Below are 24,870 nucleotides of genomic sequence, written 5' to 3'. Positions count from 1 at the left end.
TGACCGTCTTCCGGCTTCTAGCGTTGCCCTCGGGACCGAAGTCCTTCAAGGCGGTGTCGTGCGCGTGTTCGAGCGCTGTGAACAGTCGCCCGGTGGCTCGTACTGGCTGGTGTGGTGGCGTGGCCGCGAACAACCCACACGCTTTCAAGAAGAGCCCACCCTGATTGTTTGGCCCGCGAAGCAGCGGGCCGCATAGGTCCACACTCGTCCGCCGATCCCGTACCGGTCGGCGGGCCGGCTCGCTGCCGTAGTGCAGGCCCCAAAGATTCCCGTCCGCCTGTTGAGGCGACTTCCCCCGTGGCGCGTACCAGGCGGGCGGGTTCCATGTGCAACCAATCAAGGAGACGCGCCGACATGGCAGACAACAAGCCGATCAGCGGAATCCCCCAGCTCGACGCCTACCTGCACACCCGGCTGACGGACGAACAGAAGGAAGCGGTGCGACAGACGTACGCAGACGGCGACCCCGAGGGGACACAGGCTGTCGTCAACCAGGCGCTGATCAAGAACGACCGCGACAACAAGACGCAGTAGGCGAGCCCCGTGGTGTACGAGCCTCCGCCGAACCCTGCCGACTGGATCTGTGACGCACTGCCCTCGCGCCACATGTCCGTGTCGCCGGATACGCGTCATGCGGCCCCTTCCCGCCAGGAGGAGCCGATGACGTGGGAAGGGATACGCGCCGCCCTGCCCACCTACGACGACTACGAACCGCGCCACAAAGGGCCACCGGCCCCGAGTCATGCACATCCCTATCAGCTCAGGGAGAGCACATGAACCGGAAAGCAATCGCAACGCTGGTCCTCGCCGGACTGGTCATCGTCGGCACAAGCGGAGCGTCCGGCGGATGCGGGAGCGGTGGTGACGGAGGCACCTCCGCGCCTGCGGTGGGGGCAGGCGGTGAGCAGTCCGCACCCAGCGAGGAACACAGCACATCGGCGGAGCACACGACCGCAGAACCGAGCGACGAGGATCGTCCTTCAGGCGAGAAGACAGAGAGCGGTAAGTCTCCGTGCGTGTTCGCCCCGGCCTCACTCGAACGAACAGGAAAGAAGGTCACGGGCAAGGGTCATGTGATCTGTCACGAAGAACCCGAGATGCTCGGCGGCTCCCTGGTGCTGGCCTTCAGGCACTACGAAGGCGGTAACTGGGAGTTCGTAGAAGACTCCCGCATCGGCTTCACAAGCCTGGACATCGGCAAAGAGCTGACAGTCTCAACGAACTGCAATGAGGGCGAGTGGCTGATGTACTTCGAAGCGTCCGGCACCGACCACAACGGCAAGGGCTTCACCGAGCCTATGAACTGGCCGTTCCCGCCCCGGAAGGTAGATTCACGCCCGTGAACCCTTCCTCGCTGATCGTCCCCCTGAACATTCCGGCGCGCGACGAAGCGGACCCGCGTAGCGGCATCAGCTTTGGTTCCGGCTACCAGCCCGACCGGCTGCACGCGGACCTTGATGCCGAGTTCAAGCGTCGTAGCACGGAGCCCGTTCCCAGCGCGGAGCCGGTGACTGTGGTCCTGGACGGCGTGGAGTACGAAGGACTACAGCTGTCCGCCGGAGGTCTGCGAGTGGCAGCGGCAGGAGTGGGAACGCGGCTTCTGGTGGTGTCCGTCGTGGGCTGGGACGGACCGCTAATACTGGAGACGGTCGCACCGCGAAGCACAGACGCCGAGTAAGCCTGAAAGGCTGCCTGCGCGTCTCGACGCAGACGGCAAATAGCCCCTGGCCCGTACCGCCGGGGGTTCTGTCACGTCAGGCCAATCCTTTGCCGACACGCCGCTGTACAGCCTGCTAGACGGTTCTACGGCACGCGCCGATGGCGCGGAGGGCCGGCCTTCCGCTACCTTGCCGGAAAACATCAGCGAGCCCGGAGGGTGCTACCAACACCGTTCCGGGCTCTACACCTCAGACTCGCCTAGGAGTCCGCTGAGTCCCCCAAGCGTATCGCTCGTGCTTTCGTGCTCTCCGGCATCGCCGTTGTCATCCTGGCAGCCGGAATCCTGAGCTTCTCGGCGCTCCGCAGGCTGGAACCCTGCTCTTGCCGCGCTACTGCCCATCTCCATCGACGTATACGCATTGATCTCTACCGTGTCGTGGCTGGTCCTGGCGGAAGGACCGGAGGACCGGAAGCGATCCGGCATCAACGCTTCCGTGGCTGTGTCCCTTTCCGTTCTCGGGAACGGTCTTGAGCACCTGTCCGCGTTCCACGTCCTCACCGTGGGGTGGCCGGTGGTGATAGTGGTTTCCGCCATTCCGCCCGTAGTCATGGCGCTTTCCGTATCGGGTTCGACAGCGAAGGTACTGGCCGGCGCGGGTGTCGGGCTTCAACCCTGGGGTTGACTCCGGGGTGGAACGGGGGTGGAAGCCGCGACCCACCTTCGGGTGGCATCCGTGCACTCTTCGTGACGTATCGGGCACCGCGCGACTACACCTGATCTCATGACCAAGGTAGTTGGCGTCCTGATCGCCCTCATCGTGGTGGGCGTCGTGGTGACCTCGGGTAAGCACACCTCGAGCCCGGTGTGCCCGGCGACGTCCGGCAGACACGCGGCCCTGATCGGCGGGCGCTAGCTACCGATCGTCAGCCGCCGGTGCCGCCGGGCGTCAGTTCGGGGCCGCCGCCCCAGCCCTCAAGGCGCCGGCGAACCGTTCGCGATGTTGTACAGCTGCTTCGCACTCGCATCCAAATACGGTCCGGCAAGCCAGTTCCCGCCATGCGCATTGTGCGCACTACCCACCGACGTGTTCGTCACCAACGACACGTCCCCCGACGCCTGCCCCGGAGCATGCGCGAACCAGCCGCCGCCGGAAGCCCCGCCGGTGAGGTCGCAACCGGCGCGGTACTCCTTGGCGTCGGGACCCAGTTCGGCGACGTTCAGCAGCTGTACCGAGTCCGCCGTGCAGCCCCACTGGGACATCCCGTTGAAAGGCTCCGCGGCGGGGTAGCCGCGGATCGAGATCTGCGGGGCCTGTTGGGTGGGGGCGTTGAACCACATCGGGACCGGCTTGGCGCCGGCCGACTCGATCGCGCTGTCCAGGGTCTGGCCGTCGGCGTTGCGGCTGACCTCGATCACCGCGTAGTCGTGGGCCAGGTCGCCGCCGTGCTCGTCGCCGGTCTTGACCCACTCCGGCGAGGTCCAGACGTGGACCGCCGAGAAGGTGCCGAGGGGGGCGTAGGCCGAGAGGTCGCTGGGGTCGACGTTCGGGTCGCCGTCGGAGTTGTCGAAGGCCGGGACGAAGACCATGCCCAGGTGCCAGGTGCCGCCCTTGCCGTCGTGGACGCAGTGTCCCGCGGTCCACACCAGGCTGGCGTTCTGGCTCTTGATCACGGTGCCGGAGCACACGTAGTAGTTCCCGGAATTGGCGTCGCCCTGCCGGTAGAAGAAGAGCTTGCCGGTGACGGCGCCGGAGCGGGAGGTGTAGGGGCCCGGCAACTCGTGCGCGGCGACCGGGGCGGGCAGGGGCGCGTTGTCGAAGGAGGGCAACGACTGCTGTCCGGTCAGACCCCCGTCCTTGCCCTGGTGCGCGCCCCCGGCCGCGGACGGCGCGCCGGGGCTCAGCACCGAGCCGACGAAGTCCTTGCCGAATTCACCGCCGGAGGAGGACTGGCCTATGACACCGGTACTCGAGCAACCGGCCGCCAACGACACCGCCGCCAGCGCGACAAGCGTCGCGACCACTCGGTTCTTGATCCCCCGGCCCCGGCGTGGGCGTATCAGCATGGCGTCGCCTCCCCTCCCTTCAACGCCGAAAACCCTACCAATGGTTCTCTAAAAGAAGCCTGAGTCGTCGGCTGATCCGATGAGGGAAGCAAGTCAGGCGAGGGAGTAGGTCCGTTGAGGGTGGCAGGTCAGTGCGCGACCGGGTCGCCGCCGTACCAGTGGTTGACCAGACGGCGGGCGATCGAGATGTCGGTAGGCAGCATCAGGAGTTCCCCGGTGTTGACCGCCTCCTTCAGCTCGGCCCGCGTGTACCACTTGGCCCAGCCCAGCTCGTCGCCGTCCAGGTTCAGCGTCGCGTCGTCCACGGTCGTGGTGAAACCGAGCATCAGCGAGCGCGGCAGCGGCCAGGGCTGGCTGCCCAGATAGCGCACGGACGTGATCCTCAGCCCGGCCTCCTCGGCGCACTCCCGCGCCACCGCGGCCTCCAGCGTCTCGCCGGGCTCGACGAAGCCGGCCAGCACCGAGGCCCGGTTCGCCGGCCACGCCGAGTTCCGGGCCAGCAGCAGCCGGTCGTCCGAGTCGACGACCGCCATGATCACGGCCGGGTCGGTCCGCGGGTAGTGCTCGGTACCGCAGTGGTCGCATTTGCGGACCGAACCGGCGTACGTGATCCGGGTCGGGTTCCCGCACACGCTGCAGAAGCCGTGCGTACGGTGCCAGTTGTCCAGACCGATCGCGTGCGCCAGCAGGCCGCCGTCGCGGTCCGGCAGCACCGCAGCCACCTCGCGCACGTGCCGCAACTCCCCCAGCGCCGGCGCCGCCTCGGCCGCCGGCGGCTCCGGCGAGGTCAGCGCCGCGCCCGGAGTGGAGGCGGAACCGGCGGTGGAGGCCGTCGGCCGGCCGTCCGGGCCGGGGGCGCCGACGCTGACCGCGAAATACGCCACATCATCATCGTCGAGGCCGAGGAAGTAGCGCTCAGCCTCGGGATACCCGGCGTCGAACACCGCCCCGGGGCGGAACACCAGCCCGGCCTCGGGGTCCAGGACCGCTTCGGCCCGGCTGTCGTCGACCGCGAACGCCCGGGTCCCCGGATCGGCCCAGACCGCCGCCAGCCACTCGTCGTCGGTACGCCGCTCGCCGGCCCGGTCGATGACCGACCGGGCCAGCAGCATCCGCCCGAGTTCGCCCTCGAAGAACCGCTCCTGGCCACCGCCCGGACCGCCACTCGCCTGGTCGCTCACGCGGTCGCCCGTCTCGTCACTCGTCTGATCACTCATCGACGTGTCCTCCCCGCACCGTCCCGGCCGCCTCAGCGCTTCTCGGCCAGGTCCGACCACAGGTACGCGGCCGCCTCGGCCCCCTTGAGCAGCAACGGAATCGTCATGCTCTCGTTCGGCGAGTGCCAGCCGTCCGAGGGCAGCGACACCCCGAGGAACACCACCGGCGCGTCGATGACCTCTTGCAGGTCGGCCTCCGGGCCGGAGCCGCCCTCGCGGGTGAACAGCACTTCGCGCGGGGCATCCGGCTCGCCGAAGGCCTTGCCCATCGAGCGGCTGATCGCCTGCACCGCGGGGTGGTCCAGCGGGGTCATGCAGGGCTTCACGCCGTCGGACTCCCAGTGATGGGTGCCGGTCAGGCCGGCCGGGACGTTGGCGTAGAACCAGTCCTCGAACTTCTTCGCCATCTCCAGCGGCTGCTGGCCGGCCACCAGGCGCATCGAGATCTTGGCGTGCGCCGAGGCCGGGACGATGGTCTTGTGGCCGGGGCCGGTGTGCCCGCCCCAGAAGCCGTTCAGCTCGAAGGTCGGCCGCGCCCACACCCGCTCCAGCGTGGTGAAGCCGGCCTCGCCGGCGGTCGCGGTGGACCGGGCGTTGCCCAGCCAGGCCTGCTCGTCGAAGGGCAGCTTGGCGAACATCTCGCGGTCGGTCTCGGTCAGCTCGACCACGCCGTCGTAGAACCCGGGGATCACCACGTGCTTGTCGTCGTCGTGGACCCGGCCCAGGAGCCGCACCAGCTCGGTCAGCGGGTTCGGGATCCCGCCGCCGAAGGAGCCGGAGTGCACGTCGGTCGCCGGACCGCTGAGGTCGAACTGGCCGGTGATCATGCCGCGCATGCCGGTGCAGGTGGACGGGGTCTCGCGGTCCCACATGCCGGTGTCGGAGACCACGACGACGTCGGCTTTCACCCGGTCCCGCTTCTCCTCCAGCAGCGCGCGGAAGTTCGGGGAGCCGGACTCCTCCTCGCCCTCGGCGATGATCTTCAGGTTCACCGCCGGCGCGGGGCGGCCGGTCGCGGCCAGGTGCGCCCGCAGTCCGAGCAGGTGGAACGCCAGCTGCCCCTTGTCGTCGGCCGAACCGCGGGCATAGAGGCGGTCGCCCTTGACCGTCGGCTCGAACGGCGGCGTGTCCCACAGCTCCAGCGGCGTCACCGGCTGCACGTCGTGGTGCCCGTAGACGGCGACGGTCGGCGCGTCGGCGTCCCCGGACGGCCACTCGGCGAACACGGTCGGCAGCCCCGCGCCGCCCGCGGTCTCCCAGATCTCCACCGTCGGGAAGCCGATGTCGCGCAGCTTCGCGGCCAGCCACTCCGCCGACCGGCGCACCTCCGGCGCGCTCGTCGGGTCCGACGAGATCGACGGGATCCGCAACCACTCGTCGAGCTCGGCGAAGAACTCGTCGGCATGGTCGGCGACATACGGACGGACGGCCTTGTCCGAGGCAGAAGTCATGCGTGCACCTTACCTCTGCCCCGGACCCCCGATCTGCGCCGGTCTTGGGGTGGGGAACCGCTCAGCCGACCAGGTCCGCGGGGACGCCCTGCAACGCGACCGGCCGGATGAACCGCCGGATCGCCTCGGTGCCCACCGACGTGCTCCAGGACGCCGAGGTCGCCGGCCACGGCCCGCCGTGCTGCATCGCCTCGACCACGGCGACACCGGTCGGCACACCGTTCCACACCACGCGCCCGGCCTTCGCCACGAGCGAGGGCAGCAGTGCCCGGGCCGCCTCGCGGTCGGCGTCGCTGGCGTCGTCGGCGACGATCGTCGCGGTCAGCTGGCCCTCCAGCGAGTCCGCGAGCGCCGGGTACTCGGCCGGGTCGGCGCGCACGATCACGGCCGCCGGGCCGAAGTGCTCCTCGCGGTAGTCGCCCGTGAAGTCCTTCGCGGAGATCTGCGCCGCGAACGGCTGGCCGGCCCGCTCCGCGTCCGCGCCCGCGCCGGTGATCCGCTCCTGCCAGCGCCGGTGCGCGGCGGCCATCCCGTCGGTGAGCATCGGGATCGCGGCGTTGTCCGCGATCAGGACGCCGGTCAGGTCGCCGAGCGCCTCGCCGTCGGCCGTCTCCGGCACGAACACCACGCCGGGCTTCGTGCACAGCTGCCCGGCCGAACCGGTCACCGCCCCGGCCAGCGTCTCAGCCCACTTCTTCCGGGCCGCCTCGTCGGCGATCGCACCGGGCAGCACGAACACCGGGTTCACGCTCCCCATCTCCGCGTACACCGGGATCGGCTCGGGCCGCGCCGCCGCCGCGTCCATCAGCGCCCGGCCGCCGCCGAACGAGCCGGTGAAGCCGACCGCCTTGATCGCGGGGTGCCGCACCAGCTCGATGGAGAGCTTGTTGGGGTCGCCGTCGGTCGACTCGGCGTCCAGGAAGCCGAAGGTGCCCGCCGGCGCCCCGGCCCCGGCGACCGCCGTGCTCAGGATCTGCGCGATCCGGCGCGACAGCCGGGGCTGCGCCGGATGCCCCTTCACCACCACCGGGCAGCCGGCGGCCAGCGCCGAGGCGGTGTCGCCGCCGGGGACGCCGAAGGCGAACGGGAAGTTGGACGCCGCGAACACCGCGACCGGCCCGAGCGGGACGTCGACGGTGTAGACGTCGGCCCCGCCCAGGGCCGCCCCCGGCGAGCTGCGCCGGGACAGGTGTCGGCCGGCGGCGACGTGGTCGCCGTAAAGCCGCAGCTGCCCGGTGGTCCGGGTGACCTCGCCGTCCAGCCGGACCGGCGTCAGCCCGGTCTCCGTGCCGGCGAGTTCGACGAGCTCCGCGCGCGCCGCTTCCAGGGCGTCGGCGCACGCGTGGAGCAGGTCGCGCCGGCGTTCGGCGCTCCAGGAGCCGTAAGGGCTCGCCGCTGACGCCGCCGCCTGGGCGGCCTGATCCAGTGTCGTGTGATATGTCACCGAACCAGGGTAACCCCGCCGCCGCGCTCGCCCAAGTCGTGCGGGTTGAGGATCGGCGGCTCCTTGATCGGCGGCTACTTGGTGGAGGCGGACTGGGCCCAGAAGGCCGCCGAGTCCGCCTTCAGCTTGCTGATGAACTGTTGCGGGGTGAGCTTGCCGATCATGAACGAGACGGACGCGGGCTGGAAGACCGTGGTGTACCACTTGGAGTCGTCGCGCATCAGCGCGTCCTGGTCCGGGAACACTGTGCGGTTGGTAAGCGCGGTCTGCACCGTGGCCAGCACGCTCGGCGCCGGGATGTCGATGCGCGGCGTCATGTTGCCGGCCTCGGTGGAGATCTTCGACAGCTGGTTCTTGGCCATGAAGTAGAGGATGAACTTCTCGGCGGCGTCGGCGTTCTTGCCGGCCTTGGGGACGGCGAAGCCGAAGAAGTTCACGCCCGCGGAGTCGTCGGAACGGATGCCGCCCACGGACGGCATCGCCGGGAACACGAAGCTGTCCACGTTCTCCGTGCGCTTGGTCTCACTGGGCACCCAGGTGCCGCCGAGGATGAGCGCGGCCTTCCCGGCGGCCCACGCGTTCTGCTGGTCCTTGCCGTGGGCGCTGGTGGTGCTGGCGTCCTCGGTGTTCCAGCCCGGCGCGAAGTCGCCGCCCTTGATCAGCGTTTCGAGCTTCTGCGCGCCGTCGAGCAGCCGGGCGTCGTCCCAGCGGCTGTCCCCGCCGGCCGCGGCCGCGTTCTGCTCCTCGGCGGTGCGCTTGAACTGGCCGGGGCCGAGTTCGCGCTCGAACATCCACTCCACCCAGTACGCGGCGTTGCCCGGGCTGGCGTCCAGGGCCAGCGGCGCCTGCCCCTTGGCCTTGATGTCGCCCATCAGGTCCACGAACTGGTCCCAGGTCTGCGGCGGGTTCGCCGACAGCTGCGGGTACTTGGTCTTGTCGAAGAAGACGGCCTCGGAGGCGACCTCGTAGGGCACCATCACCTCGGCGCCGGTCGCGTCGCTGAGCAGCGGCATGTACTTGTCCGGCACGATGTCGCCGAGCAGCTGGTTCTCCCCGGGCACCGGGTGCCGGTACAGGGTGGTCAGGTCGGTGACGCCCACGCCCTCGGCGGCCGCGCCGAGGATGGTGTTGATGCTGCCGTCGGACAGGTCCGGCACCGGCTTGCCGGCCTTGAGCGCGGCGGCGACGTCGTCCAGGACGCCCCGGCCGTGCCACTCCACGGTGACCGTGACCCCGGTGGCGGCCTTGTAGGAGGCCAGCGCCTCCTTGATCACAGTGGCCTGCGGCTCGTTCTCCTTCCACATGGACCAGTACGTGAAGGTCTTCGACCCGCCGCCGGCGGCTCCCGACGACGTGCTGCTCGAGCAAGCAGGAACGGTCGCGGCCATGACGAGCACCGCGGCCGTCACGGCTATGTTCCGCCTCTTATGTCTTCCCCTGGACTGCGATGGCATGACGGCAGGGTACGGCCACTGGGAAAACGCTTACAACGCGGGGCCGCGCCCCCGTTCGGATCCCGGCCACCCGGCGTTCGCCGAGCCCGGCCCGGGCCAGGCCGCGGAACTCGCTCAGCCGTCCCCGAAGAGCTCTTCCAGTTCCTCGCGGTCGGGCAGTCCTGCCGGCCGGACGGTGGCGCCGCCGCGGACGTAGACGAACGCCGCGGAAACCGCCGAAAGCGGCACCCCGCGCATCTCCGCCCAGGCCAGCCGATAGACCGCCAGCTGGACCGGGTCCGCGTCGTGCGACCGGGAGGTCTTCCAGTCGACGACCTCCCAACCGTCAGTAGTCTTATATACGGCATCGATGCGTCCGCGCACCACCCGGCCGGCCAGCACCACCTGGAACGGCTGCTCGACGGCGGCTGGCACCGAATCGGCCCACGGCGTGCGCAGGAAGGCCTCCTGCAGCTCCTTGAGGTCCACCTCGTCGGCGATCTCCTCGTCGGCGGCGCCGGGCAGGTCCTCGTACTCGAACAGCGCCTGCTGCCCGAACAGCGACTCGATCCAGGCGTGGAACTTGGTGCCCAGCCGGGCCGAGGGCTGCGGCGGCTGCGGCATCGGACGGGCCAGCTCGCGCCGGAATCGCGACGGGTCGGAGCGGTAGCGCAGCAGCTGGGAGGCGGACATCGAGGACGGGAGCGGGGCGTAGCGCTGGATCGCGTCACCGCGCTTGAGCTCTTCGAGCAGGGCCTCCAGGTCGCGGTCCCAGGACGCTATGGCCGCCCGGTCCTCGGCCGAAGCAGCGGCCTCGGCGTCGATCTCGGCGGCGGGGGCCACCGGCCCCGGCTGCTCCGGCGGCCGCTGAGCCGGCAGCGCGGCGGCGACCGGCTCACCGGTCTCATCGATCAGCGCAGGCGCACCGAAGTCAGCGCCCGGCGCGGCGTCCGCCGGACCGCCGGGGCGTCCGCCGGACTGCTCAACCTCTTGAGGTTCCTCAAGAAACGGCTCCTCGTCCATCGGTTCGCCGTACACCTCGGCCTGCCGCCGGTGCAGCGCCACGACCACCATCTCCGCCCCGGCCCGACGCCGCTCAGCGGCCTCCGCGTCGGGCAGCACCGGCCAGCGCGCCTCGGTCGCGCCGAGGCTGGGATTCGCCGCGTCCGGGTCCGGTTCGGCGGCCCACGCGACGATCTCGCCGTGACCGTCCTGGCAGTGCTCATACAGCCCGGAAAGCCAGGTGTCCGGCCCGCGGCGGCGCTTCTGCGTCGGTCCCCACCAGTGCCCCGAGGCGGTCAGGTAGTAGCGCGGCCGGGTGACCGTCACATACTCCAGCCGCAGGTCCTCCCAGGACTCGTACTCCTTGGCCTGTTCCTTGAACGACTTGAACGCGGCGGTGTTGCCGGCGTCGTCCAGGACCGGCAGGTGCTCGGCGTCGCCGCGCAACGGGTAGGGCAGCACCGCGCCGGACCCGATCCACGACTCGCGCGGCTTCTGCGCGGCGCCGGCCAGGTGCGGGACGAACACCGCGTCCCACTCCAGGCCCTTCGACTTGTGCATGGTCAGCAGCTTCACCGAGTCGCCCTGCGAGGGCAGCGAGGCGTCGATCCCGCGCTCGTGCCGCTCGGCCGCTTTCAGGTAGGCACGGAAAGCGGTTACCGACTGGTCCCCCTCCAGGTCCTGGAAGTCGGCGGCCCGGCTCAGGAACGCCGCCAGCGTCTCCGCGGACCGCTGCGCCACCAGCTTCGGCGACGCCGCGACTTCGACGTCCAGCCCGGTCACCGAGATCACCCGGTGCAGCACGTCCAGGACCGGCTCCGACAGCCGCCGGCGCAGGATCCGGATCTCGGACGCGAACCGCGCGAACCGAACCCGGGCCTGCTCGGAGAAGGCCAGGTCGGGCCCCGGATCCGCCATCGCGTCGGACAGCGACACCACCTCGGTCGGATCCGAGCCGGCGACCGCCTCGGCCAGCCGGTCCCGGCCGGCCCGGTCGGCGAAGTCCGCCGGGTCCCGGACCAGTTCCCGGGCCCGCATGCCGAGCAGCGCCAGGTCCCGCGCCCCGATCCGCCAGCGCGGCCCGGTCAGCAGCCGGACCAGCGAGGCGTTGGCGATCGGCTCGTCCAGCACGTCCAGCATCGCGATCAGATCCGCGACCTCCGGCAGGTGCACCAGCCCGGACAGCCCGACCACCTCGACCGGCAGCCCCTGCGCGTGCATCTCCTCGTACAGCGGCGGGATCTGGTTGCCCTTGCGCACCAGCACCGCGATCTCGCGCAGCGCGACCCCGCCCCGGTAGTGCGCGTCGGCGACCATGCGCGCGACCCACTTCACCTCGTCCTCGGCGGTCTCGGTCAGCCCGACGCGGGTCCAGCCCTTGTCCGCCTTCTCCTCCGACGGCCGCAGCTGCCGCACTCCGGTGTGCCGTTGCCGCAGCGGGTCCGAGACCACGTTCGCGAACTCCAGCAGATGGCCGCCGCTGCGCCGGTTCTCGCTCAGCGCGTAGCCGCGCGAGCGGGAGCCGTCCGGCTTGGCGAAGTGGTCCGGGAAGTCGTCCAGGTTCGCCACCGAGGCGCCGCGCCAGCCGTAGATGGACTGGCACGGGTCGCCGACCGCCGTCACCGGATGGCCGCCGCCGAACAAGCCGACCAGCATCCGGCGCTGCGCCACCGACGTGTCCTGGTACTCGTCGAGGAGCACCACCCGGAACTTCTCGCGCTCGATCGCCCCGACCTCCGGCCGCTCCTCGGCCAGCCGCGCGCCGAGCACCATCTGGTCGCCGAAGTCGATCAGGTCGCGCCGCACCTTCAGATCCCGGTAGCGCTCGACCAGCTCGGACAGCTCGACCCGCTGCCTGGCGATGTCGGCGGCCTTCAGGAAGTCGGTGTAGCCGCGCTTCGCCTTGCCGTTCCTCGGGTCCCGGAACGACTCGGCCTGCCCGATAAAGGCCTCCTCATGCTCGCGAAGCGCCTCCGGCGTCACCAGGTGCTCGGACAGCTCCCCGTCCAGGGCCAGCACCTTGTCGGCGAGGTCGGCGACCTTGCCCTTGAAGTACTTCAGCTCCTTGGGACCGCGCACCGCGTTGACCGCGAGCTGGTAGCGCGTGGCGTCGGCGAGCAGCCGTGCCGAGGGCTCCAGGCCCAGGCGCAGACCGTGTTCCTTGATCAGGCGGTCGGCGTAGGCGTGGTAGGTCGAAACCGTCGGCTCGCCCACCGACTCCTCGACGCCCGAATCCGGGTCATCGAGTTCTTCATCCTCCAGCTTTCGCAGGGCCTTGCGGATGCGCTCCGACAGCTCGGCGGCCGCCTTGTTGGTGAAGGTCAGCCCGAGCACCTGATGCGGCCCGACCTGCCCGGTCCCGACCAGCCACACCACCCGGGCGGCCATGACGGTCGTCTTCCCCGACCCGGCGCCGGCCACGATGACCGCCGGCTCCAGCGGAGCCGTGATGGCTTCGAGCTGTTCTTCCGTATAAGGAACCCCGAGCAGTGCTTTCAGATCTTCGGTGTCCCGGATCAAAGGAGTTGCTTTCCCTCGGGCTGTTTCGGGCAGCACTTGCGGAAGACGCAGGTGCCGCACTGCTTCTCGCCGTAGGCGGCGAAATTCTCGTCCAGGACCCGCGCCGCCATCTTCGCGAGCTTCTTCTCGATCGGGGTCTCGCCGGGCTGCTCCAGCGAGGGGTCCTGCTCGGCGGTCCTGGGCAGCCCGGCAGCGTCGCCCTCGCGCAGGAACACCAGCTCGGCGCCGCCGGACTCGTTCGAGACGCCCTGTATCGCGCCCTCACGCACCACCAGCTGGTAGACCGCGAGCTGCGGGTGCTCCTGGGCCTCGCTCTTAGTCGGCACGTTCTTGCCGGTCTTGAAGTCGACCACGTAGGTCAGCCCGGCCTCGTCGGTCTCCACCCGGTCGAAGGAGCCGCGGATGCGCAGGTCGAAGCCCTCGACGTCGAGCCGCACGTCGAAGTCCTGCTCCGAGGAGTGCAGCAGCCGGCCCCGGTCGGTGACGTGCCAGGCCAGGAACCGCTCCAGCGCGGCGCGCGCCTCCTCCTTCTGCTGCGGAGACTGCCACTGCGCCTCGAACGACAGCCGGTCCCAGACCCGGTCCAGCCGCTCCATCAGCACGTCCAGCCGGGCCGGAGTGTCGCCCTTGGCCACCTCGTCGGCCAGCACGTGCACGACGTTGCCGAAGCCGAGCGCGACCGTCTTCTGCTCGTGCGCGGCGGCCTCGTGGTCCAGGAACCAGCGCAGCGAACACTCGTCTATGGCCGCGACCTGGCTGGCCGACAGCAGCAGCGGCTTGGCCGGGTCGCGGACCGGCTGCTCGGAGTCGGTCTCCTCGACCAGGCCCCACCACTTGTCGGGGTGCGCGGACGGCACCAGCGGCCGGCCGTCCCCGGCCTGCGCGTCGGCCAGCCGGGCCAGCCGCGAGGCCGCGGCCTGGCGCAGCTGGTCGGAGCTCTTCGGGTCGGTCAGGACCCGGCGCAGGTCGGCGACCAGGGCCGGGATCGCCAGCGCGCGCTTGCGCAGGCCGGGCAGCGGCTGCACGTCGACGCCGAGTTCGTCCACGAACCGCGAGGGCGACTCGGCCGCGGCGTCGTCGCCGATCAGGGCGCTGTCGACAGCCGTGACCACCAGCCGCTCGCGCGCGCGGGTGGCGGCGACGTAGAAGAGCCGGCGTTCCTCGGCGAGCAGCGTCGCCGCGGTCGGGATCTCCTCCATCGACCGCAGCCCGTTGCGGCCGATCAGGTCGGCCTGGAGCAGCGAACCGCGCAGCCGCAGGTCCGGCCACAGGCCGTCCTGCACCCCGGCGACGATGACGAAGCGCCACTGGAGGCCCTTGGACTTGTGCGCGCTCATCAAGCGCACCGCGCCACCGCGCGAGGACTGCGCCGCCATCGAGTCGCCGGCCAGTTCCTGCGCTTCCAGATCGGCTATGAAGTTGCGGACGCCCCGGCCGGTCGCGCGGTCCTCGGCGCGGGCGGCGTAGTCGAAGAGGACGCAGACCGCGTCCAGGTCGCGGTCGGCCGAGCGACCGGCGTTGCCGCCGCGCTGCGCGGTGCGCTCCAAGCGCTCCGGCCACTTGGTGGTGCTCCACAGTTCCCACAGCGCCTGCTCGACCGAACCGCCGCCGCGCAGTATCTGGCGGGTGCGGAGCAGGAGCATGCCGAGCTGGTAGGCCGGACGTGCAACGTCTTCATCCATTGCGATCAGCCGTGCCGGCTCGGCGAGGGCCTCGCGGAGCAGGACCTCGCTGGGACGGACGCCGTTGACCGTGGCTTCGGTGACCTCACGGGGTTCCGGCGCGACAGCGTTCTGATTCGCCAGCCGCTCCTCAGCCCGCAGCGCACGAGCCAGCTTGCGGAGTTCGAACGCGTCCATGCCGCCGAGCGGCCCGGACAGCAGCGAACGCGCGACGTCCGGGGTCAGCGCCTGCTCATTGTCCGCGACCCGCAACGCCTGCAACAGCACCGAGACCGAGGGCTCGGCGGCCAGCGGCAACTCGTCGCCGGAGGTGTCGACCGGCACCCCGGCGGTGATCAGCGCGCGCCGCAGCGCCGGGATCGACCGGGTCGCGGAGCGGACCAGCACGGCGATCTCGTCCCACGGGATGCCGTCCTCGAGGTGTGCGCGCCGCACCAGGTCGACGATGTTGTCCAGCTCGGTGTTCGGGGTCGGGAAGGTGAAGACCTGGAGCGAACCCTGGATCGGCTCACCGTCGACCACCGGTCCCTCCGCCGCGAGATCGCGGTGCTCGCGCACCTTCTCGACCGGCAGCAACGGGATCGGCATGCGCCGGGTCAGCTCGCGCGAGGCCTTCAGCAGCGCGGGCCCGCAGCGGCGGGAGGTACGCAGGACCGCGGTGTCGGCCGGGGTCCCGTCCATGTTCCGGAACGCCTCGGGGAAGTCCAGGATGCCCCGCACGTCGGCGCCGCGGAACTGATAGATCGACTGGTCCGGGTCGCCGAAGACCACCAGGTCGGCGCCGTCACCGGCCAGTGCCTCCAACAGCCGTACCTGGGACGGGTCGGTGTCCTGGTATTCGTCCACGAACACCGCGCGGAAGTCGTGGCGCAGTTCGCGGCGCACGTCCTCCTGCCCGGCCAGCAGCACCGCGCGGTGCACCAGCTCGCCGTAGTCCAGGACGCCCTGGACGTCGAGCACGTCCAGGTACTCCTCGAAGAACGCGGAGGCGGCGTACCAGTCGCCGCGGTCGGCCCGGCGCGCGGCCTGGGCCAGTTCGGTCGGGTCCAGACCCAGCTCCCGGGCCCGGGACAGCACGGTCCGCAGCTCCTCGGCGAATCCGCGGGTGGCCAGCGCCGCCCGCAGATCCTGCGGCCACTGGATCCGCTCGCCGAGCGCCCCGCCGCCTATCCCCACATCGATGCTGCCGGAGACCAGGTCGCGGACGAACACGTCCTGTTCGGGCCCGGACAGCAGCCGGATCGGCTCGGTGAACAGCTCGGGGTCCTGGAAGCGGCGGACCAGTGCGTAACAGAAGGAGTGGAACGTGGTCGCCAGCGGCGCGACGCCGGACATCGGCAGCCGGCGGCCGATGCGGTCCCGCAGCTCCGAGGCCGCCTTGCGGCTGAAGGTGAGGATGAGGACCTGGTCGGGGCGCAGGGCCGCGCGATCGGGGTCGGTCTTGGCGATGACGGCTTCGACCAACGTGTGCGTCTTGCCGGTCCCCGGTCCGGCCAGCACCAGCAGCGGCCCGCCGGGATGGTCGACGACGCGGCGCTGCGCCGGGTCCAGCGGGGGTCCGCTGACCTGAGGCGGGGCCTGCGTGTCGAACAATGTTTCGAATCCTTTGCCGGCGGGTATACCCGAGCGATACACCACGGTCCTCTATGACAACACAGACCACCGACCGTCACGCCCCATTCGGCAATGGATCACGCCCGCGCGCCGATCATGCCAGAGCGCGCGAAGGGCCCGCGGGGTGCCCCCCGCAGGCCCTTCCTCACTAAAGGTGCGCGTCGCTATTCGCTGCGCAGTACTTCAGAGATCGAGAACCTCGCCGCGGACCGGGCCGGCACCAGCGCCCCGAGCACCGCGATCCCGACGCCGGCCAGGAACATCCAGGCCAGTAGCGGCAGGGTGTAGACGTGCACCATGCTCGGCGCGAGGTCCAGGCCCTGGGTGCGTTCGATCATCGAGACGATCAGCGCGTGCAGGCCGTAGCCCAGCGGCAGGCCGACGATCCCGCCGAGCAGGCCGAGCAGGCCCATCGAGGTCATGACCATCGCCACCACCTGACGCGGGGTCATGCCCACCGACTTCAGCATGCCCAGGTCGCGGCGCCGCTCACGGGTGTTGAGCAAGACGGTGTTGAACACGCCGAGCGCCGCGACCAGGCTGAGCACGATGGTGATGACCGCGGAGAACACCTTCAGCTCGGCGTTCGGGTCCTTGGTGCTGTGGACGCCGACGTTCCAGCCGGGGGCCAGCGCCCGCAGTCTGGCCGCCAGCGCCTGCCGGTCCGCACCGGCCGCCGCGTGGACCTCGAAGCGGTCGGCCTGGCGGCCCGGCGAGAGCTGCTGCAGGGTGCTCCAGTCGGCATAGAACATGCTGTCGCCGCCGGTGATGGTCTCGCCGACGACCACCGCCGTGGCACTGCGGCCGTTCAGCTCGACGATCAGGACCTGGCCCAGGGACACGTGGTGCCGGTTCAGGAACCGCGCCGGCACCACGATCTGGTCCGGGCCGGCCAGCCAGTGGCCCTTGACCATGGTGAAGCCCATCAGCGCCGAGTCGCCGCCGTAGTACTGGATGTTGACCTCCGTGGTCATCCCCGCCACACCGACCATGTCGCCGGTCTGGGACGCCACTCCGTCCACGCCGGGAACGCCCCTGATGGCCTTCCCGATCGCGTCCCCCGGCGCGGACGCTCCCTGACTCGTGTCGTATCCGACATCGACCGCCACGGCTCCGACCCGGTCCGAGGCCGCGCTGGTGTCGGTCATAGTGCGGGCCAGGCCGTTGGCGAAGACCACGGTGGTCACGCCGAGCAGCACCGCCGCGAAGGTCAGGGCGCTGCGAGCGGGCCGGGCGAACGGCAGCCCCAGCCCCATGCTCACCGAGCGCGGCAGCCGTGAGCCGGCCAGCTTGCGCTGCACCTTCAGGCCCCGGCCGCGCTTGGGCGCCGAACCGGCCGAGATCGCGGCGATCGCCGACATCCCCGCCGCACGCCGGGCCGGGATGTAGGCGGCCAGGGCGACCACCAGCGGCACCCCGATCAGGCACCCGACCATGACCAGCGGGCTGATCTGCCGCTGCCCGCCGAGTGCGTTGAACGCCTTGTTCATCAGCGGCTCGCCGACGATCACCCCGATCGGCAGCCCGATCACGGTCCCGACGACCGCGGGCACCGCCATGGTCGCCACGTAGACCCGGACCACCTGGCGCGGAGTGAAGCCGATGGTCTTGTAGACCCCGATGTCCTTGTATCCGGAGACCACGGCCCCGCTGACCACGTTCAGCACGATCAGCACCGCGACCGACACCGCGAGCACGCCGAACGCGATCAGCATCGGCAGCAGGCTCTCCAGCTTGGCCAGCATCTCGGCGCGAGTGGTGCGCCAGGACTGGTAGCCGACGAGGGTCCCGGCCGGCAGTCCCGCGGTCGCGCGGGTCAGTTCGGCCTTGACCTCGGCGTCGGTACCGGACTTCGCGAACCGGTAGAGCATCTGCAGGTGGTCCGGGTGCAATGCCGCCATCTGGCTCGGCACGACCCAGGCGTCGGCCGTGTCCGAGACCGAGAAGGCGTAGCCGACGACGGTCAAGGCCGGCAGGCCCGGGCCGGAGACGGTCGCGACGGTCTGCCCCGGCGGCGCCGGCAGTGTCTGGCCGATCGGCTGGTCCAGCACGATCTCCCCCGGCGCGCTGGGCCAGCGGCCCTGCCACAGCTGGACCCGGTCCACGTCGCCGGGCCGGGGCCGCGGACGGCCCACGACCGTCATCTGCATCAGGCCGCCTACCTCCGGACCCAGATTCAGGCTGACCTGCGCCGCCTGGAACGGACCGGTGGCGCCGGTGACCCCGGCGGCGCGGGCGGTGGCCGCGAGCTGTTGCCCGGTCGCCTTGGCGGCGTCGAGATCGGCCACGGCGTGGGCGCCGTTCTGCTGCCCGAAGGCCTGCTCGAACGGCCCGGTCGAGGCCTGCAACAGCCCCAGGCCGAGCACCGCGCTCATCGCGGACAGCGCGACCACGAGCCCGATGACGAAGGTCTGCACCTTGCGGCGCTTCACGGCGGCGCGCGAGGCCCGCCAGACCGGTCCCTTGGTGATTCGCACGGCGCTCACGCGGTCCGCTCCAGCGCGCGCTCGGCCACGATCCGGCCGTCCGCGATCTCGACCAGGCGGCTGGCGCAACGCGCGGCCAGGCGCGGGTCGTGGGTCACCATCAGCAGGGTCTGCCCGAGCTGGTTCAGGTCGATCAGCAGGTCCATCACCTGCTCGCCGGAGCGGCTGTCCAGCGCGCCGGTCGGCTCGTCGGCCAGCAGCAGGGCCGGCCGGTTCATCAGGGCCCGGGCCACCGCGACCCGCTGGCGCTCGCCGCCGGAGAGCTGCGCCGGGTAGATGTTCTTCCGGTCGGCGATGCCCAGCTCGCCGAGCAGTTCCAGCGCGCGCCGCCGGGCCTGCCCGGCCGGGACCCCGGAGAGCTGCGCGGCCAGCGCGACGTTGTCCAGCGCCGGCAGGTCGTCGATCAGGTTGAAGAACTGGAAGATCATCCCGATCCGGCGGCGGCGGAACAGGGCCAGCCCGGTCTCGTTGAGCCCGCCCAGGTCCTCGCCGTGCACGACGACCTGCCCGGAGCTGGGCCGGTCCAGGCCGGCCACCAGGTTCAGCAGCGTGGACTTGCCGCAGCCGGACGGGCCCATGACGGCGACCGCCTCGCCCTGGCGGATGTGCAGGGTCACGCCGTCGAGGGCGGCGGTGTCGGCGAAGTCCTTGCGGACGTCGTCGAGGCGGACGATCGGCCCGGCGGGGTCTGAGCTCTCGGCGGTCCCGGCCGGTCCGACGGCCCCGGTGGGCTCCGCGGGCTCGGTCGGCTCGTTGGCGGTAGCGGTCATGTGATCAACGTATGGTGGGGGCGCACCGCGGCGGATCGGTCCGTGGTGGTAATCGTCCGGGCCTCTCATCCTGGGGATGTAGTCATGGTGTGGGTGCTGGTGGGGGCACTGCTGGCGGCGTGCGCGACGGCGGCCTGGCTGGCCGTGCGGCTGAGGCGGGAGCAAGCCCGGTACACCAGCGCCATCGGGGAACGCGGCTGGCTGCTGGAGCGCGAGCGGGAGAGCGCCGCGCAGCAAGCGGTGGACGCCGAGCGGGCCCGGATCGCGCGGGAGCTGCACGACATCGTCAGCCACAACGTGAGCATGATGCTGATTCAGGCCGGGGCGGCCCGGCAGGTGCTGGCGGCCGCCCCGGCACCGAACGCGGCGGCTGACGCGGCGCCTGACGGGATGGCTGAGGAACCCGGCGCGTCGGACATCGCAGGGGACGCGTTGATGGCCGTGGAGAGCGCGGGCCGCGAGACCATGACGGAGTTGCGGCATCTGCTCGGCGTCCTGGCCCCGGCCGCGGACGGCCGCGACGAAGCCGGGCCCGCCCTGGCCCCGCAGCCGACCCTGGCCCGGCTCTCAGCGCTCGTCGACAAGATCGCCTTCGCCGGGCTGCCGGTGGACGTGCGGATCTCCGGCGAGCCGCGAGCGCTGCCCGGCGGCATCGACTCGACCGCGTACCGGGTCGTGCAGGAGGCGCTGACCAACGCGCTCAAGCACGGCGGCTCGAACGCCGAGCTGACCGTCCGCTACGACGACCGCTATCTGCGGATCGAGATACTGACCACCGGCAGCGGCTCGCTGACCGGGCTCGGCCGGGGCGAGTCCGGTGCGGCCCACGCACCAGGCACGGCCGGCACCCCCGCCGCGTCCGGCGCCGACAGCCCGGCTCGCGGCGAGCAGTTGGGCACCGGCCGCGGTCTGCTCGGCCTGAAGGAGCGGGTCGCGGTCTACGGCGGCGATCTGGACGCCCGGCGGCGCCTCGGCGGCGGCTTCCGGGTCCGCGCGAAGATACCTTTGGACGCACCATGAACCCCCGAGTCCTGATAGCCGACGACCAGGCCCTGGTCCGCACCGGCTTCCGCCTGATCCTGACCGCCAACGGCATCGAGGTCGCCGGCGAGGCCGCCGACGGGCTGGAGGCGGTCGAAGCGGCCGCCGCGCTGAAGCCCGAGGTCGTGCTGATGGACATCCGGATGCCGAACCTCGACGGGCTGGCGGCGGCCCGCCGGATCCTGGCCGCCGATCCGCGGATCCGGATCCTGATGCTGACCACCTTCGACCTCGACGAGTACGTCTACGAGGCGCTGGCCGCCGGCGCGTCCGGCTTCCTGTTGAAGGACGTCACGCCCGAGCACCTGGTCGCCAGCGTGCGCCTGATAAACACCGGGGACGCGCTGCTGGCGCCGTCGATCACCCGGCGCCTGGTGGAGAAGTTCGCGGCCCCGGCCGGTGACGGGTCCGGGGCCGCGGCCGGCACCCGGGCCCCGGCGCTCCACCGCGATCTGGCCGCTCTGACCCCGCGCGAGCGGGAGATCCTGGCACTGCTGGGCCGGGGCCTGTCCAACACCGAGCTGGCCGCGCGGCTGGTGCTGTCCGAGGCCACGGTGAAGACGCACGTCGCGCACATCTTCACCAAGCTCACACTGCGGGACCGGGCGCAGGCGGTGGTGGTCGCCTACGAGACCGGGCTGGTCGCGCCGGGCGACGGGGACTGAGCGCTTCCGCTCCTCTTCTGCTGGTTTCACCGCTCTACTAGCCCGCGAAGTCGCTCGGCACCTCGTCCATCGCGCCACCGCCCGCGGCCTCGTCCTCCCCCGGCCACCACCGGGCCCGGTTCATATCAATCCGGCCACCATCAGCCTTGAGCGGCGTGCCTTCCTCCCGGTAGTTGGCCAGCGCCTGGCGCTCGTGTCCCGGCAGGAAGCCGCCGTCGCTGCGCACCACCCGCCACCACGGGGACCCGCCGCCGTACTTGGCCATCGCGGTGCCGACCTGCCGCGGCCCGCCCTCGCCGAGCCGTTCGGCGACGTCGCCGTAGGCCATCACCCGGCCCGGCGGGATGCGGTCCACCAGCTCGAACACCCGGTCCACGTAGGGAGGCAGTTCGGGTGGTTTGGTCACTTCCATCACTCCTGTCGAGGTAATCCGCCGCGCCGGGGGCAACCCCCTCGTGGGACGATCAACCACAGTCGCCGCACTCACGAGGCGCCAGGGACTATCGTCCTTGTGTCCAGAACGGCGCAAGACGACAACAAGAGCAGAAGACAGGTGGACAGTGGCAGGGGAGCCGGGCACCGCCTCGCCGGCCCGACCGGGTCCGGTCGAGGCCGCCACGCCTGTCATCGAGCTGCCCGCAGCCGGGTCCGGGGGGACGGGTATGTCCCGAGCGTCCGAGAACGAGGATAAGCCCGCCGCCGACAACGACGCCCTCCCCGCGAAGCGTGCCGTGACCCTGCCCGCACCGATCATCGACGAGCCGCCGGAGCCGCGCCGCATACGCCGCCCGGCCGACCTGCTGCGCGCGGTCGCGAGCTTCGTCTTCATGCTCCTGTTCCTCGGCATCGGGATGGTCGCCGGCGGCACCACCCGGGGCGCCGAGTCGGACATCTCCAAGCTGTCCGCCGAGCAGAAACTCCCGCTGGGCCTGATCCTCGCGGTGACCTCGGTACTGCTGGCGGTGGTGCCGATCGCGCTGGCGATCGACCGGCTCTACCGGCGCGACTCCCGGCGCGTGGTGGACTCCGTCCTGGCCGCGGCGATGGCCTACCTGGCCGCCGTCGGGCTGAACGCCACGGTCTCCTCCTCGCACACGCCCAAGGCCATCCGGGACGCGCTGACGCTGCCGACCAACGCCGCGGACAACACCGCGGCGTTCCACATCTACCTGGCCACGGTCATCGCGTATCTGACGATCATCGGGTTCTCCAACCGGCACAACTTCCAGACCGCGACCTGGATCGCGCTGATCGCCTACGGCGTGGTCACCCTGATCCAGGGCGACGCGACGATCATCAGCCTGGCCGAGACCGTGATGCTGGGCCGGCTGATCGCCTTCGGCTGGCGCTGGGCCCGGGGCGTGATCAACGACCGGCCGACCGGCGAGGCGGTGCACCAGGCGCTGTCGGCCGCCGGACTGGACCCGCTGTCGTGCCGCCGGGTGCCGGCCCACGAGGACGTGCGGCGCTATGTGGTCGCCACCGCCGGGCGCGGCGACGTGGACGCCCTGGTCCTGGACCGCGACCAGCAGGCCGCCGGCCTGGTCTACCGGCTCTACCGGCGGGCCCGGCTGCGCGGCCCGGCCCAGCGTCGCAACCTGCTGACGCTGCGCCGGATGCTGGAGCAGGAGGCGCTGATGTCGTACGCGGTCACCGCCGCCGACATCGCCACCCCGCAGCTGCTGGCGGTCCGCGACCTCGGGCCGGACACCGGGATGCTCGCCTACCAGCTGGTCCCCGGCCGCACGCTGGAGCAGCTGGAGCCCGAGGAGCTGACCGACGGACTGCTCGGCCGGCTCTGGGCCATGCTCGCCGACCTGCACGAGCACCAGCTGGCCCACCGCCGGCTGTCCGCGCACGCGTTCCTGATCGACGACGAGGGCGGGGCCTGGCTCACCGACCTGCGGCTCGGCGAGATCGCCGCCGGCACCCTGTCCCGGCGCCTGGACACCGCCGAGATGCTGACGGTGACCAGCCTGTACTTCGGCTACGAGCGCAGCGTCGCGGCGGCCGTGACCGAGCTCGGCGAGGACGACGTGGCCGCGGCGCTGCCGATGCTGCAGCCGGTGATCCTGACCCGCACCACGCGCACCGCGCTGAAGAAGTCGAAGGGGCTGCTGAGCAACATCCAGGAAGCGGTTCAGGCGCTCCATCCCTCGGTGGAGCCGGAGCCGGTGAAGCTGGAGAGGTTCAGCCCCCGCACGCTGTTCGCGGTCGGCGGCGCGGCGCTGGCGTCGTACCTGCTGCTGGCGTCGAACTACTCGTGGTCCAGCCTCACCGCGGTGAACTGGTGGTGGACCGGCGCCGCGGCCATGGCCTCGGTCGCCACGTACTTCGCGGCGGCGATGGCCCTGGACGGCTTCGTCCCGGAGAAGCTGCGCTGGCGCCGCACGGTCCTGTCCCAGGTCGCGGCCTCCTTCGTGACCCTGGTGGCGCCGGCCGCGGTCGGCGGCGTCGCGGTCAACACCCGCTACCTGCAGCGCACCGGCCTGCCCACCCGCGCGGCCGTCACGGCGGTCGGCGCCCAGCAGATCATGGGCCTGGTCCAGCACCTGCTCCTGATCCTGATCTTCGGCGTCATCGCCGGCAGCTCCGGCGACAACAGCGGCGGCGGCTCCCACGCCTCCAGCGCGACCCTGATCTCCATCATCTTGGCCCTGGCCCTGCTGGTCCTGCTGATCGCGACGATCCCCCAGCTCCGCCGCTTCGCCGTGAACCGCCTCCGCCCCCTGGTAGCCGGCGTCCTCCCGCGCCTGATGGACGTGGCGCAGAACCCGATCAAACTGGCCACCGGCCTCGGCGGCACCGTGATGCTGTCCCTGCTCTACAGCTTCACCCTCTGGGCCTCGATCCAGGCCGCCGCCACCGACGACCGGGCAGCCAAAATCAACTTCGCCGTCGTGGCCTTCGTCTTCCTCACCGCCCAAGCCGCCGGCTCGATCGTCCCCACCCCCGGCGGCGTCGGCGGCGTCGAAGGCGCCCTGATCGGCGCCCTGACCACCTTCGGCCACCTGGACACCGTCCTGGCCACCACGGCCGTGCTGCTGTTCCGGCTGATGACGTTCTGGCTCCCGGTCCTGCCCGGCTGGTTCGCGTACAACTACATGACCAGGCACGGGGAGCTGTAGCCCTCACCCGATGGTGGGATTCGGGTTGAGGCGCAGGGACGGAAGCGGGCATGCTGGCCTAGTTGAACCAGCCGCGCCCACGAAGGGCCGGAAGTGAAGCCGGGAAAGGCCTGACAGAACGTCGGCGGCCCGGCTTCGCGCTTTCTACGGCTCCTCGATCTCGATGATCTCGGCCTTGCCGTCCAGGTGATGCCACTCATCACACTGATCGCCGAGCCACCACATGAACGCGCCGGCCACCACATCCGCCAACCACAGGGCGGGCTCCGCGACGGACCACACGAAGTCGACCCGGACGAAGGCCTCCGGGCGCTTGGCCCGCCGCCAGGCAGCGATGACCCACATGTCCTTGTGGTCCTCCGAGCGCCGGGACCCGAAGACGACGTGGTCGACTCCCAGTTCTGCGACCCGCCGAAGCAGCGACGACAGGCAATAGCGCCGCGCGCGCTCTGAACTCGTCTCCGGAGCGTGCATCAAGGTCACGGACAGCCGTGAAAGGCTCCGACCGCCGCCTCAAGCGTGAGGCAGCGGTCGGATTCACTCAAAATAGCGACTACAGGCGACTACTAGATGATTGAGTCCGATCGCTTGGCTGGTCAGTGGTCGTAGGCGATCAATGATCGCTTGCTTGCCGCGCCGGTCTTGGTGTTGTGCCAGATCGCGGCGGCCATGGCCAGCAGGCGCTGGCCGATC

The 24,870-nt window shown here is 71.0% G+C and carries 18 protein-coding genes and 1 pseudogene; 7 read left to right on the top strand and 12 right to left on the bottom strand.

Annotation, left to right across the window (positions count from 1 at the left end):
• The first annotated feature begins 354 nt into the window (after nucleotides 1-354).
• From KGQ19_RS04160 to KGQ19_RS50850, 4 genes are all read left to right on the top strand, one after another.
• Nucleotides 355-534 carry a hypothetical protein gene (locus tag KGQ19_RS04160; protein WP_212007712.1) on the top strand — a complete coding sequence of 60 codons (180 nt, stop codon included), beginning with the start codon at nucleotides 355-357 and terminating at the stop codon, nucleotides 532-534.
• Between the two features lie 239 nt (nucleotides 535-773).
• Nucleotides 774-1,343 (top strand): hypothetical protein, encoded by a 570-nt coding sequence (locus KGQ19_RS04155; RefSeq protein ID WP_212007711.1) that lies wholly within the window; start codon nucleotides 774-776, stop codon nucleotides 1,341-1,343.
• Entirely contained in the window at nucleotides 1,340-1,678 is a 339-nt protein-coding gene (locus KGQ19_RS04150) for a hypothetical protein (protein WP_212007710.1), read from the top strand. Before KGQ19_RS04155 ends, KGQ19_RS04150 begins: the two co-directional genes overlap by 4 nt.
• A 763-nt stretch (nucleotides 1,679-2,441) precedes the next feature.
• On the top strand, nucleotides 2,442-2,573 hold the full coding sequence (locus tag KGQ19_RS50850) for a hypothetical protein (protein ID WP_267254728.1): 132 nt from the start codon (nucleotides 2,442-2,444) through the stop codon (nucleotides 2,571-2,573).
• 59 nt (nucleotides 2,574-2,632) lie between these two features.
• Here KGQ19_RS50850 and KGQ19_RS04145 read toward each other — a convergent pair whose 3' ends face one another.
• The 9 genes from KGQ19_RS04145 to KGQ19_RS04105 all read right to left on the bottom strand — a co-directional run bounded on the left by KGQ19_RS04145 (nucleotide 2,633) and on the right by KGQ19_RS04105 (nucleotide 19,343).
• Nucleotides 2,633-3,724 carry a trypsin-like serine peptidase gene (locus KGQ19_RS04145; RefSeq protein WP_212007709.1) on the bottom strand — a complete coding sequence of 364 codons (1,092 nt, stop codon included), beginning with the start codon at nucleotides 3,722-3,724 and terminating at the stop codon, nucleotides 2,633-2,635.
• Nucleotides 3,725-3,852: 128 nt separating this feature from the next.
• The gene (gene nudC / locus KGQ19_RS04140; RefSeq protein ID WP_212007708.1) at nucleotides 3,853-4,941 is read right to left on the bottom strand and encodes an NAD(+) diphosphatase; all 1,089 of its coding nucleotides are present in this window, start codon (nucleotides 4,939-4,941) and stop codon (nucleotides 3,853-3,855) included.
• 32 nt (nucleotides 4,942-4,973) lie between these two features.
• On the bottom strand, nucleotides 4,974-6,392 hold the full coding sequence (locus tag KGQ19_RS04135; protein ID WP_212007707.1) for a dipeptidase: 1,419 nt from the start codon (nucleotides 6,390-6,392) through the stop codon (nucleotides 4,974-4,976).
• A gap of 61 nt (nucleotides 6,393-6,453) precedes the next feature.
• Nucleotides 6,454-7,836, bottom strand: coding sequence for an aldehyde dehydrogenase family protein (locus KGQ19_RS04130; protein ID WP_212007706.1), 1,383 nt, complete (start codon nucleotides 7,834-7,836; stop codon nucleotides 6,454-6,456).
• 74 nt (nucleotides 7,837-7,910) lie between these two features.
• Complete coding sequence (locus tag KGQ19_RS04125) at nucleotides 7,911-9,290, bottom strand: ABC transporter substrate-binding protein (protein ID WP_212007705.1); 1,380 nt, start codon at nucleotides 9,288-9,290, stop codon at nucleotides 7,911-7,913.
• A gap of 114 nt (nucleotides 9,291-9,404) precedes the next feature.
• Nucleotides 9,405-12,791 (bottom strand): ATP-dependent helicase, encoded by a 3,387-nt coding sequence (locus tag KGQ19_RS04120; protein WP_212007704.1) that lies wholly within the window; start codon nucleotides 12,789-12,791, stop codon nucleotides 9,405-9,407.
• Nucleotides 12,788-16,066: an ATP-dependent helicase gene (locus tag KGQ19_RS04115; RefSeq protein ID WP_230418186.1), complete on the bottom strand. Its 3,279-nt coding sequence runs from the start codon at nucleotides 16,064-16,066 to the stop codon at nucleotides 12,788-12,790. Before KGQ19_RS04115 ends, KGQ19_RS04120 begins: the two co-directional genes overlap by 4 nt.
• Nucleotides 16,067-16,251: 185 nt before the next feature.
• Nucleotides 16,252-18,573, bottom strand: a complete 2,322-nt coding sequence (locus KGQ19_RS04110) for an ABC transporter permease (RefSeq protein ID WP_212007702.1) — start codon at nucleotides 18,571-18,573, stop codon at nucleotides 16,252-16,254.
• Nucleotides 18,570-19,343, bottom strand: coding sequence for an ABC transporter ATP-binding protein (locus KGQ19_RS04105; protein ID WP_212007701.1), 774 nt, complete (start codon nucleotides 19,341-19,343; stop codon nucleotides 18,570-18,572). The genes KGQ19_RS04110 and KGQ19_RS04105 overlap by 4 nt, the downstream gene beginning before the upstream one ends.
• Before the next feature lie 84 nt (nucleotides 19,344-19,427).
• Between KGQ19_RS04105 and KGQ19_RS04100 the strand changes: the two genes are divergently transcribed.
• Nucleotides 19,428-20,363 carry a sensor histidine kinase gene (locus KGQ19_RS04100; RefSeq protein WP_212007700.1) on the top strand — a complete coding sequence of 312 codons (936 nt, stop codon included), beginning with the start codon at nucleotides 19,428-19,430 and terminating at the stop codon, nucleotides 20,361-20,363.
• On the top strand, nucleotides 20,360-21,049 hold the full coding sequence (locus KGQ19_RS04095) for a response regulator (RefSeq protein WP_212007699.1): 690 nt from the start codon (nucleotides 20,360-20,362) through the stop codon (nucleotides 21,047-21,049). Before KGQ19_RS04100 ends, KGQ19_RS04095 begins: the two co-directional genes overlap by 4 nt.
• Nucleotides 21,050-21,086: 37 nt before the next feature.
• Here KGQ19_RS04095 and KGQ19_RS04090 read toward each other — a convergent pair whose 3' ends face one another.
• Nucleotides 21,087-21,461 (bottom strand): MGMT family protein, encoded by a 375-nt coding sequence (locus KGQ19_RS04090; RefSeq protein WP_368862053.1) that lies wholly within the window; start codon nucleotides 21,459-21,461, stop codon nucleotides 21,087-21,089.
• A gap of 250 nt (nucleotides 21,462-21,711) precedes the next feature.
• Here KGQ19_RS04090 and KGQ19_RS04085 point away from each other — a divergent pair, with 250 nt between their 5' ends.
• A complete protein-coding gene (locus KGQ19_RS04085) occupies nucleotides 21,712-24,177 on the top strand; it encodes a lysylphosphatidylglycerol synthase domain-containing protein (protein WP_212007697.1) in 2,466 nt (821 codons plus the stop codon).
• Between the two features lie 144 nt (nucleotides 24,178-24,321).
• Here the strand turns inward: KGQ19_RS04085 and KGQ19_RS04080 are convergent, their stop codons facing one another.
• Nucleotides 24,322-24,651: a hypothetical protein gene (locus KGQ19_RS04080; RefSeq protein WP_212007696.1), complete on the bottom strand. Its 330-nt coding sequence runs from the start codon at nucleotides 24,649-24,651 to the stop codon at nucleotides 24,322-24,324.
• Nucleotides 24,652-24,773: 122 nt separating this feature from the next.
• Nucleotides 24,774-24,870: pseudogene (locus KGQ19_RS52545) on the bottom strand (IS982 family transposase); the annotation flags it as partial.

The sequence above is a fragment of the Catenulispora pinistramenti genome, from assembly GCF_018274385.1.
GTDB classification, from domain to species: domain Bacteria; phylum Actinomycetota; class Actinomycetes; order Streptomycetales; family Catenulisporaceae; genus Catenulispora; species Catenulispora pinistramenti.
Note: the sequence above shows the minus strand (reverse complement) of the source record. Positions and strands in the feature narration are given on the sequence as shown.